This window comes from Burkholderia gladioli (assembly GCF_000959725.1).
Classification (GTDB): domain Bacteria; phylum Pseudomonadota; class Gammaproteobacteria; order Burkholderiales; family Burkholderiaceae; genus Burkholderia; species Burkholderia gladioli.
The window spans coordinates 3,101,847-3,113,949 of the sequence record NZ_CP009323.1; the positions used below are offsets into that span (position 1 = coordinate 3,101,847).

Annotated in this window: 9 protein-coding genes and 1 pseudogene; 7 read left to right on the plus strand and 3 right to left on the minus strand. The window is 70.0% G+C overall.

All coding sequences use genetic code 11. From position 1 onward, the window contains the following. Nucleotides 1–31 precede the first annotated feature (31 nt). The gene (locus tag BM43_RS30850; RefSeq protein ID WP_036051918.1) at nt 32–943 is read left to right on the plus strand and encodes a LysR substrate-binding domain-containing protein; all 912 of its coding nucleotides are present in this window, start codon (nt 32–34) and stop codon (nt 941–943) included. A gap of 216 nt (nt 944–1,159) precedes the next feature. Continuing rightward, complete coding sequence (locus BM43_RS30855) at nt 1,160–3,136, plus strand: methyl-accepting chemotaxis protein (protein WP_036051917.1); 1,977 nt, start codon at nt 1,160–1,162, stop codon at nt 3,134–3,136. Nucleotides 3,137–3,188: 52 nt separating this feature from the next. Here BM43_RS30855 and BM43_RS30860 read toward each other — a convergent pair whose 3' ends face one another. Further along, nucleotides 3,189–3,917 carry a GntR family transcriptional regulator gene (locus BM43_RS30860; RefSeq protein ID WP_036051916.1) on the minus strand — a complete coding sequence of 243 codons (729 nt, stop codon included), beginning with the start codon at nt 3,915–3,917 and terminating at the stop codon, nt 3,189–3,191. Between the two features lie 190 nt (nt 3,918–4,107). On the opposite strand from BM43_RS30860, the gene BM43_RS30865 reads away from it, so the two are divergent. From BM43_RS30865 to BM43_RS30880, 4 genes and pseudogenes are all read left to right on the plus strand, one after another. Then, complete coding sequence (locus BM43_RS30865) at nt 4,108–5,466, plus strand: MFS transporter (protein WP_036051915.1); 1,359 nt, start codon at nt 4,108–4,110, stop codon at nt 5,464–5,466. Between the two features lie 35 nt (nt 5,467–5,501). Continuing rightward, entirely contained in the window at nt 5,502–6,776 is a 1,275-nt protein-coding gene (locus BM43_RS30870; protein WP_036051914.1) for a glucarate dehydratase family protein, read from the plus strand. Nucleotides 6,777–6,942: 166 nt separating this feature from the next. Continuing rightward, nucleotides 6,943–8,274 (plus strand): MFS transporter, encoded by a 1,332-nt coding sequence (locus BM43_RS30875; RefSeq protein ID WP_042285577.1) that lies wholly within the window; start codon nt 6,943–6,945, stop codon nt 8,272–8,274. A 175-nt stretch (nt 8,275–8,449) separates the two neighbouring features. Then, nucleotides 8,450–9,119 (plus strand): annotated as a pseudogene (locus tag BM43_RS30880) (MarC family protein). Between the two features lie 48 nt (nt 9,120–9,167). Here the strand turns inward: BM43_RS30880 and BM43_RS30885 are convergent. After that, nucleotides 9,168–9,977 (minus strand): TlpA family protein disulfide reductase, encoded by an 810-nt coding sequence (locus BM43_RS30885; RefSeq protein ID WP_036051913.1) that lies wholly within the window; start codon nt 9,975–9,977, stop codon nt 9,168–9,170. A gap of 111 nt (nt 9,978–10,088) precedes the next feature. After that, on the minus strand, nt 10,089–11,744 hold the full coding sequence (locus BM43_RS30890; RefSeq protein WP_036051912.1) for a trimethylamine N-oxide permease: 1,656 nt from the start codon (nt 11,742–11,744) through the stop codon (nt 10,089–10,091). Between the two features lie 182 nt (nt 11,745–11,926). Between BM43_RS30890 and BM43_RS41425 the strand changes: the two genes are divergently transcribed. Then, a complete protein-coding gene (locus tag BM43_RS41425; RefSeq protein ID WP_155296527.1) occupies nt 11,927–12,100 on the plus strand; it encodes a hypothetical protein in 174 nt (57 codons plus the stop codon). The last annotated feature ends 3 nt before the right edge of the window (nt 12,101–12,103 follow it).

The following is a 12,103-nucleotide window of genomic DNA, read 5'->3' on the forward strand; positions in this document are numbered from 1 at the left end:
CTGCCAGGGGATCCGGACCAGGCGGGGCGCGATGAATCAACGGCAGATCGAGGCATTCCGGCTGGTGATGCTGCGCGGCTCGATGACGGCCGCCGCGGAGGAGATGGGCACCTCGCAGCCGAGCGTGAGCCGGCTGATCGCGGAACTGGAGGCGGCCACCGGGCTGGCGCTGTTCGTGCGCCACGGCGGGCGGATCCGCGCCACCGATGCGGGCACCGCCTTCTATCGCGAGGTCGACCGCAGCTTCGTCGGGCTCGAGAAGCTCGGGCAGGCGGCGCGCGAGATCCGCCAGTTCGGCAGCGGCCGGCTGCGCCTGGTGGCCGCGCCGATCATGGCGCTGTCCTTCCTGCCGGCCGTGATCGAGGATTTCCTGGCCGAGCATCCGCGCGTGGCGGTATCGCTGGAAATGCGCAGCGAGGGCACGATCCAGCGCTGGGCCTCCTCGTCGAGCTGCGATATCGGTTTCGCGACCACCCCGCCCGAGGTGGTGGAGGTGACCAGCGTCGACCTGTATCGGCTGCCCGGCGTCTGCGCGCTGCCGGCCGGGCATGCACTGGCCGCGCGCGAGCGGATCGTGGCGGCCGACCTGCGCGGCGAGCGCCTGATCCTGCCGTCCTACGCGGACGACACGCGCGCCTCGGTCGACCGCGTGCTGCGCCAGGCGCAAGCGGACCAGGTGCCGGCGATCGAGACGCCCTATGGCGCGACCATCTGCGCGCTGGTGGCGCGCGGGCTCGGCGTGGGCGTGGTCAATCCGCTGGCGATCGAGGAGACGAACCCCGCGCGCATCGTGTTCCGGCCGTTCGCGCCGGAGATCCTGTTTCGCGGCTTCACCGTGTGCCCGCGATGGCAGCAGGAGAAGCCGATCGTGCAGGTGTTCCTGGCGATGGCGCAGGCGCGCATGGCGAAGATCCGGACGGCGATTGCCTCAGGCTCGTCCTAGTCGACGCAATCCGCCGCCTCGGGCGGCCATATCCACCCGAGCACCGATCCTTTCGCATCCGGAAGCATTTTGAAATGTGAATGAAATGACATATTCAAGATCCTCGGGGAACTGCCGTTAAGGGCTGATACCGCGCACGCTTTGTCGCGCGTGTCGTGGCGCCGTGCAGCGTCCCGCTGCCTGTCCACGGTCTTTTCCTGTCATTGCCGCTCACTTATGAACTTCCTAGCCTTGCGCCGCGCCGGTATCGGTGTGCGGCTCGCGATTCTTTCCTGCCTGCTGTTCGCGCTGAGCCTTGCCGTGTTCGCCTGGGCGCTCACGCGCACCGCCGGCACCCAGGTGACCGACCAGGTATTGCTGCGCGTCGCCGAGAGGAATCAGTCGATCGCCGAGACCATCGCCCTGTTCGACAAGGCGCTCGGCACCGAGGTCGGCCGCTCGATGACGCAGTTCGAGAGCCTGCTGCCCGGCGGTTTTTCGCTGGACCTCGCGCAAACGATAAACATCCAGGGCACCGACGCGCCGACGCTGAAGGTGGGCGATCGCGTGCTCGACCTGGACTTCACGATTCCCGACGAATTCCTCGCTCATAGCGGCGCGATCGCGACCGTCTTCGCGCGGCGCGGCGACGATTTCGTGCGCGTCACCACCTCGCTGAAGAAGGCCGACGGCACGCGCGCGATCGGCACCCTGCTCGACCGCAAGGGGCCCGCCTACGGCCCGGTCGCGTCGGGCCGCAGCTACACGGGCCTGGCCGCGCTGTTCGGCAAACGTTACATCACCCAGTACAAGCCGATCAGCGACGCGAGCGGGCGCGTGATCGGCGCGCTGTTCGTCGGCGTGGACGTCGGCGCCGAGATCGCCTCGATCGAGGACGGCATCCGCCGGCAGAAGATCGGCGAGAGCGGCTACTTCCTGGTGATCGACGCCTCGGGCGGCGCGGATCGCGGCAAGTTCGTGGTCCATCCGAGTGCCGAGGGCAAGCTGGCCGAGGAGGCGAACCTGCCGGTGCGGCGCATGCTCGAGGCCGGGCAGGGCCGGCTCGACTACGTGTCGGCCGACGCGGCGCTCGGCGAGCGCGAGGCGCGCGCCAAGTACGTGGTGTTCCAGACCCTGCCCGAATGGCACTGGCTGGTGGCCGGCATCGCCCCGCGCGACGAGGTGATGGCGGATGTGACGGCCACCCGCGATCGTTTCCTGCTGGTCGGCCTGGCGCTGGTGCTGGTGTTCGGCGTGCTGTTCGTGCTGGCGGTGCGTCGGCTCGTCAGCGGCCCGCTGGAGGCGGCGGCGCGCGCCTCGGAGCGGCTCGCCGCGGGCGACCTCAGCGTGCGGATCGCAGACGGCGCGCCGCCGCGCCATGACGAGATCGGCCGCCTGATCCGCGCCATCGACGGCATCGGCGACGGCCTGGCGCGCATCGTCGCCCAGGTTCGCGAGGGCGCGGCCGGCATGTCGGCGCGCACCAGCGAGATCGCCGGCGGCAGCGGCGACATCGCCGCGCGCATCGCTGCGCAGGCCGGCAACCTGGAGCGCACCGCCGCCAGCATGGAGGAGTTGACCTCGAACGTGCAGCAGAACGCCGATCACGCCGCGCAGGCGAATCAACTGGTGGCCGGTGCCGCCGAGGCCGCGCTCGACGGCGGCCAGGCGGTCGGCCGGGTGGTCTCGACCATGGACGATATCGGCCGCTCGGCGCGCCGCATCGCCGACATCACCAGCGTGATCGAGAGCATTGCCTTCCAGACCAATATCCTGGCGCTGAACGCGGCCGTCGAGGCGGCCCGCGCCGGCGAGCAGGGCAAGGGTTTCGCGGTGGTGGCGGCCGAGGTGCGCGCGCTCGCGCAGCGCAGCGCGGCATCGGTCAGGGAAATCGAGACGCTGGTGGCCGAATCGACGGCCACCGTCGACAGCGGCGCGCGGATCGCCGGCGAGGCCAGCGCCACCATGCAGGGCATCGTCGAGCGGGTGGGCCAGGTGCGCGACCTGATGGGCGAGATCAGCCAGGCCTCGCGCGAGCAGTCGCAGGCGATCGAGCAGGTCAACATCGCCGTCACGCAGATCGGCGAGGCGACCCAGCAGAACGCGCAGGTGGTGGATCAGGCACAGCGCGAGGCGGTGGCGTTGAGCGACGAGGCCGCGTTGCTGGCCGACGCGGTCAGCGTGTTCAAGCTCAGGGGTGCGGGGCGCGGCTGAGCCCGGCCAGGCGGTGCGCGGCGCGGTTCGTGCGCCGCGTCGTCGCCCGCCGTCAATTCTTCAGGAATCCTCCAAAGCGCGCGCGGATCTCGTCGACCTGCGACAGCGTCCCCGACAGATGCGCGCGCAGCGCCTCTTGCGCCGCCTCGGGGTTGCCCGCCGCGATCGCGGCGACGATCGCCGCATGCTGCTCCAGCACCCGCTCGGTCTTGCCCGGGATCGGCACGTGCAGGTTGCGCAGCCGGTCCAGGTGCCCGCTCTGCCGGCGCACCAGCGTCCATAGATCCATCACCTCGGCCGCGTCGTACATCAGCTTGTGGAAGGCCTCGTCGGCGTGCACGAACTCGACGTAGTTCTCGCGCGCCGCGTGCATGCGCTGCAGCTCGATGCTGTCGGCGAGCCGCGCCAGCAGCGGCGCGCTCGGCGTGCTGGCGAGCCGGTGCACGATCTCCAGCTCGATCGAGCGGCGCAGGAACAACTGCTGGCGCGCCAGCGGCACGTCGATCGAGCTGACCACCGTCGCGTGCTGCGGAAAGATGTCGACCAGGCCTTCCTCGCCGAGCCGGATCAGCGCGTCGCGGATCGGCGTCTGGCTCAGGCCGTAGAGCGCGGCGAGCTCGGCGCGCTGCAGCACGGTGCCCGGCGCGATGCGCATCGCCACGATCAGCTCGCGCAGGTGCTCGAAGACCTGCGGTGCGGCATGGCGCGAGCGGTCGAACGAGGGCGCGATCAATTCGGCGGGAGACGAGGCGGCGGGAGCGTCGGAAAGCGTCGGAGTCATGTCGGCACGGGATGACGGAAAGCGGGCAAGCAGAAAAGCCGGCCGCCGCGCGGCGGCCGGCCAGCCGCCACGATACCGCAATCCCGCTTCATTGACGCACTAATGTTTTAGTGTTTTAATCCGCCCCAGCTCGAGGCGAATATCCGTCGCGGGCGCAACGAATACGAACGAGAACATCCAGGAGACAGCCGTGGACACTGCGAAGCATTGCGCCGCGCCGGGCGCGCTCGCGCCGATATCGGCCGCGCCGCTGGCGCGGGCGGTGGCGAAGATCGAGCGTCGCGTGCTGCCGCTGTTCGTGATCATGTTCATCGTCAACTACATCGACCGCGTGAACATCGGCTTCGTGCGCGAGCACCTGGCGGCCGACGTCGGCATCGGCACGGCCGCCTACGGGCTCGGCGCGGGGTTGTTCTTCGTCGGCTACGCGATCTTCGAGGTGCCCTCCAACCTGCTGCTGGCGCGCTTCGGCGCCAAGGCCTGGCTCACGCGGATCATGCTGACCTGGGGCATCGCGGCCACCGCGATGGCCTTCGTGCGCGGCGAGACCTCCTTCTACGTGCTGCGCTTCCTGCTTGGCGTGGCCGAGGCGGGTTTCTTTCCCGGCGTGATCTATTACTTCACGCAATGGCTGCCGGCCGGCGCGCGCGGCAAGGCGATGGCGGTGTTCCTGAGCGGCTCGGCGCTGGCCTCGATCCTGGCCGGCCCGGTTTCCGGCGCCTTGCTCGGGCTCGGCGCGATGGCGGGCAGCGGCCTGCGCGGCTGGCAGTGGATGTTCGTCACCGAGGGCGCGGCCTCGATCCTGCTGTGCGCGGTGGTGTGGTGCTGGCTCGATTCGCGCCCGGCCGAGGCGCGCTGGCTGGCCGACGAGGAGCGGCGCGCGATCGTCGAGACCGTCGCCGCCGAGCAGGCCGCGCGCGAGCGCGAGCAGCCGGCCCATGTATCGCCGCTCGAGCTGCTGGCCGATCCGCGCATCGCGCTCTACTGCTTCATCTACTTCGCGATCTCGCTGACGATCTACGGCGCCACCTTCTGGCTGCCCGGCATCATCCGCAAGATGGGCCACTACAGCGACTTCCAGGTCGGCCTGTTCAATTCGATTCCCTGGCTGGTGTCGATCGTGGCGATGATCGGCTTCGCGCGGCTGGCCGCGCGCCATCCCCACCAGCAGCGGTGGACCTCGGTCGCGCTGCTGATCGCCGCGCTCGGCATGTTGGTCTCCAGCTTCGGCGGCGGGGCCTTCGCCTTCGTCTCGATCTGCTTCGCGGCGGTCGGCTTCAAGGCCGCGTCCTCGCTGTTCTGGCCGATCCCGCAAAACCATCTCGATGCGCGCATCGCCGCCGGCGTGATCGCGCTGATCAATTCGATCGGCAACCTCGGCGGCTTCGTCGCGCCGGCCGTGTTCGGGCTGCTCGAGCAGCACACCGGTTCGATCCGCGGCGGCCTCGCGGGCCTGTCGATCTGCTCGCTGCTGGCCGTGCTCGCCGTCTGGTTCACGCGCGAGCGGCCCCGCCGGCGCGCCGAGCCCCTGTCGCGCCGCGCCGGCTGAGCGCCGCCTTCCCCCTTTCCCATCCAGAGATCCGCATGAAGATCACCCGCGTCACCGTCACCCCGATCGCCTTCAAGGACGCGCCGCTGCTGAACGCGGCCGGCATCCACGAGCCCTATGCGCTGCGCTCGATCATCGAGATCGAGACCGATACCGGCCATATCGGCCTGGGCGAGAGCTACGGCGACGCGCCCGCGCTGGCCGTGCTCGATGCGGTGAAGGGCGAACTGGTCGGGCTCGATCCGTTCAAGCTGAACCGGCTGCGCGAGATCGTGCGCGGCGTGGTGGCCAGGCAGGCGCCCGCCAGCGCCGCCGGCGCCGAGCTCGCGCCGGGCTCGCATGCGAGCAAGGCCGTCAGCAATGCCTATTCGGCCTTCGAGGTGGCCTGCCTGGATGCTCAGGCGCGCTACCTGAACGCGCCGCTGGTGGACCTGCTCGGCGGCGCGGTGCGTCGCGAGGTGCCGTTCAGCGCCTACCTGTTCTTCAAGTACGCCGAACATATCGACAGCCCCTATGCGCCCGATGCCTGGGGCGAGGCGCTCGACGAGGCGCAGATCGTCGAGCAGGCGCGCCGCATGATCGACGCGCACGGTTTCGAGAGCATCAAGCTGAAGGCCGGCGCGCTCGCGCCCGAGCGCGAGGTGGCCTGCATCAAGGCGCTGCGGCGTGCCTTCCCCGCCGCGCCGCTGCGCATCGACCCGAACGGCAACTGGTCGCTCGACACCGCGCTGCGCATGGCCGAGCTGCTCGGCGACGATCTGCAGTACTACGAGGATCCGACGCCGGGACTGGAGGGCATGGCCGAGCTGCACCGGCGCACCGGCATGCCGCTGGCCACCAACATGGTGGTCACCGATTTCGACGAGTTCCGCCGCGGCGTGGCCTTGAACAGCGTGCAGATCGTGCTGGCCGACCATCATTACTGGGGCGGCCTGCGCGACACGCAGCAACTGGCGCGCATGTGCGACAGCTTCGGGATCGGCGTGTCGATGCATTCGAACTCGCACCTCGGCATCAGCCTGATGGCGATGACGCATGTGGCCGCCTCGGTCGAGAACCTCTCCTATGCCTGCGACACGCATTACCCCTGGCAGGAACCCGACGAGGAGGTGGTGCGCGGCGGCAAGCTGCCGATCCGCGGCGGCTGCGTGCAGCTCACCGACGCGCCGGGCCTGGGGCTCGAGATCGATCGCGAGCAACTGCGCAAGCTGCACGAGCTGTACCTGGGTTGCGGGATCCGCCAGCGCGACGACGTCGGCCAGATGCGCAAGTACCGGCCCGACTGGAAGAACCTGAAGCCGCGCTACTGAGGAGGGGGCGTCGAGGCAGCCCGCGCGAGGCGGGACGTTCGCGACGGCGCGATAAGGCAGTAACCGGCAGTAACCGGCAACAACAGGCAGCAACAGCGGCAAGCGGCGAGGGCGAGTCATGCGCCCCGTCGCGCGTCATGCGCGCGGGCGCGGATCGAACACCAACATGGAGACAGACGTGAACCTACCGAATCCGGGCGCCGCGGGCCGGCCCTCGACGCGCTACCGCTGGACCATCTGCGCGATGATGCTGTTCGCCACCACCATCAACTACATGGACCGGCAGACGCTGGGCCTGCTCGCGCCGCTGATGCAGGCCGACATCGGCTGGAGCCAGGTGCAGTACGCGCAGACCGTGATGATCTTCACGGCCGCCTACGCGCTGGGGCTGATGCTGTTCGGGCGGCTCGCCGATCGCGTCTCGACGCGGCTGGTCTATGGCGGCGCGATGGCGATGTGGAGCGCGGCCGCCATGCTGCACGCGCTGGCCGCCAGCGTGCCGGGTTTCGCCGCGGTGCGCGGGCTGCTCGGCTTCGCCGAGGCCTCGAACTTCCCGGTCGCGCTGCGCACCACCGCGATCTGGTTTCCGAAGGCGGAGCGGGCGCTGGCCACCGGCATCTGGAACATGGGCGCCACCGTGGGCGGGGTGGTCGCGCCAGCCGTGATCCCGATCATGGCCGTGCTGTGGGGCTGGCGCGCCAGCTTCGCGGTGAGCGGGGCGGTCGGCTTCGTCTGGCTGGCCGCCTGGTGGCGCATCTATCGCGCGCCGGCCGAGCATCCGCGCGTGGCGCCCGACGAGCTCGCCCACATCGACGCCGATGCCGGCGGCGAGCCCGAGCCGCGCCGGGTCGGCTGGCTCGCGGTGCTGCGCCATCGCGAGGCCTGGGCCTTCATGGTCGGGAAGCTGCTGACCGATCCGATCTGGTGGTTCTACCTGTTCTGGCTGCCGAAGTGGCTCAACGAGGCCAACGGCATCGACATGCAGCACATGGGGCCGCCGCTGATCCTGATCTACGCGATGGCCTGCGGTGGTAGCGTGCTGGGCGGCTGGGCCTCGTCGCGGCTGGTCGCGCGCACCGGCCGCGTGAACTTCGCGCGCAAGCTGACGATGGGCGTTTGCGCGCTGTGCGTCACGCCGATCGGCCTGCTCTCGCAGTTCCATGCGCTGTGGTTCTCGGTGCTGGCGGTCGGCCTGGCGGCGGCCGCGCACCAGGGCTGGTCGGCCAATCTCGTCACCACCGTCTCCGACGTGTTTCCGCGGCGCGCGGTCGGCACCGTGATCGGCATCGGCGGCACGATGGGCATGCTCGGCTCCTTCCTGTTCTCGGGCGTGATCGGCGAGACCCTGCAGCGCACCGGGCAGTACTGGGCGCTGTTCGCGATCGGCGCGCTGGCCTACCTGGTGGCGCTCGCGATCATGCACGTGCTGATGCCGCGCATGAGGCCGGTGCGGCTGGCCGAGACGGAGCCCGCCGAAGGCGTGCGGCTGCCTGGCTGAGGGCGCGTCGCCGCGCCCCGAAGGAATGCTTTTCAGACTCGGCCGATAGCCCCGCCAGTTCCTCTGATCGAGAATCGTCGCCGCCCGGGTTGCCGGCAGGATGCGCTCGCGCGACGCGCCGCATGGTTTGCCTGCCCCGGTCGATTCCTTTCGTCCAGTGGAGCCAAGCATCGTGATGTCGGTTGAGCGACTGATTCCAGACATTCTGTTCGGGTTTACCGGCCTGATCAGCATCATCAACCCGATCGGCATGGCCTTCGTGTTCCTCGAGCGCACCGAGTCGCTGAACGAGGACGAACGCGCCCAGCTCGCCAAGCGACTCGCGATCAACGTGTTCTTCACGCTGCTGGTGATCTTCTTCCTCGGTGCGCCGGTGCTGAACTTCTTCGGCATCTCGATGGAGGCGCTGCGCCTGGGCGGCGGTTTCGCGGTGGCGATGGCCGGCATGGTCGATGCTCAACGCGCCCGACGTGCCGGCGGCCGAGGGCACGGTGCGCGGCGGCGACCTGCAGAAGCTGATGGCGCGTGCCTTCTTCCCGCTGACCGTGCCGCTGACGATCGGCCCCGGCTCGATCGCGGCCGGCATCGCGCTGCACGCGAACCGGCAGAAGGGCGCCGTCGATTTCCTGATGTCCGGGCTGATCTCGCTGGCGGTGGCCTTCCTGGTGGCCTTCGCGATCTGGCAGATCTACAGCCGCGCCACCACGCTGGCGCGTTATCTCGGCGCTGAGGGCACCAAGGTGGCGATGCGCGTGTCGGCCTTCCTGCTGTTGTGCGTGGGCGTGCAGATCATGCTGACCGGCGTGTCGGAGTTCGTGCGCGCCACCCGGGCGGTGACGGGCTGAACACGGCAGGCGGGGCGCGCGAGGGCGCGCCCCTTCGCGCGCGAGCGCTCAGTGGTCGAACTGCCGCTGCAGGATGTCCTCGAGCCGGGCCGCGGTGATCTCGCCCACATGCGATTCGACCAGGTGCCCGCGAGCGTCGAAGAACAGCGTGGTGGGCAGGCCGCGCGAGCCGTAGACGCGCATCGCGTCGCGTCGCGGATCGAGCATCACCTCGTCGAAGCGCAGGCCCATCTGCGAGAGGAAGCCGCGCACCGTCGAGGCGTCCTCGCCCTGGTTGAGCATCAGCACCGTGAGCTCGGGATGGGCCGCCTGCGCCTGCGCGAGCACCGGCATTTCGCGGCGGCAGGGCGGGCACCAGCTCGCCCACAGATTCAGGATCACCGGCTTGTCGGCAAAACGGCCCGGCGCCACCGGCTTCGCGTCGAGCGTGCTGATCGCCAGCGTGTCCAGCGGCGGCGCGTTGTCCCGGATGCTGCCCAGCACCCCCTGCGCGATGCCCCACGCCGCCAGGCCGACCAGCAGGCCGCCCAGCACCGGGCGGCGCGCCGCCGGCCGGCGCCGCAGGCGCCAGGCAAGCAGGACCAGCGCCGCGGCCAGCCCGGCCCAGGCCGAGAAGCCGCCGTCGCCGATCGCGACGATCGAGGCCGGTGCCGCCGCGTACTGGGGCCACCAGCGCAGCACATAGGCCAGACGCGCGACCAGCAGGCCGACCAGCAGGGCGTCGACCAGCAGGCTCGCCGCGCGCCGGTCGGCCTCGCCCGGCAGCGTCCGTGCCAGGCCCAGGGCGATCAGCCATGCCAGCAGCGCGGCTGCCGCCAGCGCCACCACCTGTACCGAGAAGGGACCAATACTCGTCATCGAATCAAGCTGCCGCGAAGGGGTTGAAGGAGGCGCGAAGCCGAGGCGCCTGCGCGATTATCGGCTCGGATCATGGCCGGGCTCAATCCCGTCGCGGGCGGCTGGCCGCGCTCAGGCCTGCCGCGCGAGCCACCAGGCGGCGGCGACCGTGAACACCGCGCCGAGCAGCGCCGCGTAGGGCGCGAGATCGAGCCAGCGGCTGCGCGCGGGCAGCACCAGTTCGATGTCGCGCTGCATCTGGGCCGGGAAGCAGCCGCGATCCTGCCAGTAGTGGCGATAGACGAACACCGGCACGATCAGCAGCATCGCGACCAGGCCGTTGCGCAGCGTGCCGGCTTCATGCAGGTCAGCGCCCGCGCCGGCATACACCAGGTTCAGGTAGCCGCACACGGCGCCGGCGGCCAGCAGCCAGCTCGGGCAGCGGAACGGCCGCTCGCGCTCGCCGCGGTCCATGCGATGGATCCAGCCCGACTGCAGGTTCAGGAACACGAAGATCATGTAGCAGACGTTCGAGATCGCCAGCACCGTCATGTAGTTCGACATCATCAGCAGCACCAGGTTGAAGCCGAGGTCGGTCCACATCGCGCGGGTCGGCGCGCCGTGCCGGTTGACGTGCGAGAGGTAGCGCGGCAGCCAGCCGTCCACGGAAGCCTGGTACAGCGTGCGCGAGGACCCCATCATCGAGGTCATCACGATCAGCAGGATCGACAGCATCAGCATCACCACGATGGCATTGGCCACCCAGGCGCCGCCGCCCACCAGCCGCGCCATCGCGGCGCCCACGCCGGTGCCGTCGCCGATCGCGGGATCGAGCATGGCCTGGGTGCCGAGCGCGCCCTGGAAAGCCATCGGCACCAGGGTCATCACGATCAGGCACAGCGCGCCGGACCAGAAGATCGCCTTGGCCGTGTCGCGGCGCGGATCGCGGAATTCGCGCGTGTAGCAGACCGCCGTCTCGAAGCCGTAGGAGGCCCAGCCGGCCATGAACATCGCGCCGAGCGCCATCACCACGCCCTGGCCGTTCCAACTGCCGAACGTGGCGGCGGTCGGATTGCCGTGGGCGTCGTGCCCGAGCGGCAGCAGCGGGAACAGGTTCGAGGCCGGCACGTCGCCCGTCACGAAGGGCACGATGCCGACGATCAGCAGCGGTGTGAGCGAGGCGATGCCGAGGATGCGCTGCGTGCGCGCGGCGCTCGAGGCGCCGCTGTGCTGGAGGCGGAAGGTCAGCAGCAGCAGGATCGTGGCGATCAGGAAGGTGGCATTAATGCGCAGCGTGAGGCCGGGGCTGATGAAGCCGAGGTCGGCGAGCTGCAACTGCCAGGTGCGGATCACCGAGTCGGCGGGGAACAGGGCGGTGAGCGCGTAGCTGGCGGCCAGGCCGCAGCCGAGCGCGAGCATCGGCGACCAGGCCAGCCAGTTGCACCAGACCGAGACCGGCGCGATCAGCTTGCTGTAGCGTACCCAGCCCATCGCGCCATAGACCGAGGCGCCGCCCGACTTGTGCGGGAACAGGCCGGAGATCTCGGCATAGGTGGCGCTCTGGATCAGGCCCATGGTGATCGCGGCGATCCAGATCGCCCAGGCGGGGTGGCTGATGGTGGCCGACACCCCGCCGATCGTAAACAGCACGCCGGCCGGCACGCCGCTGGTGACCCAGAAGGCGTCGCGCCAGCCCAGGCCACGTTGCAGGCCCTGGCCGCCCGGTTCCGGCCCGGCATCGAGAGTGGCTCGGGCGGCGGCGCGCGCCGGGAATTGTGCTTCGCTCATCGAGATTGTCCTGTTGCGGTTCCGGTTCCGCACGGGCCTCACGGACAGGCCGCGCGCAGCGAGTGGCGATGGTCGCAGCGGGCGGGGGGACGGGACAATCGGACTGGTCGGAAAGCGCGAGGCGAGGGTGGCTCGGCAATGCGGCCCGCGCGAGCGGGCGGCGCGACGGGATAAATAAACCGGTGAATGATCCGGTGCGTGATGCGGCCGACGATGCGGCCCGCATAATCGCGCAGCGCATCGTCGGCGCGATTAACCGGAAGCCATGCCGCGCTTACGGGTTCGGCGCGACGTATTTTCACGACATCGAGACACCGCGCCCTGGAGTTTCAACTCTAGATAATCGCGCCGATTGAGCG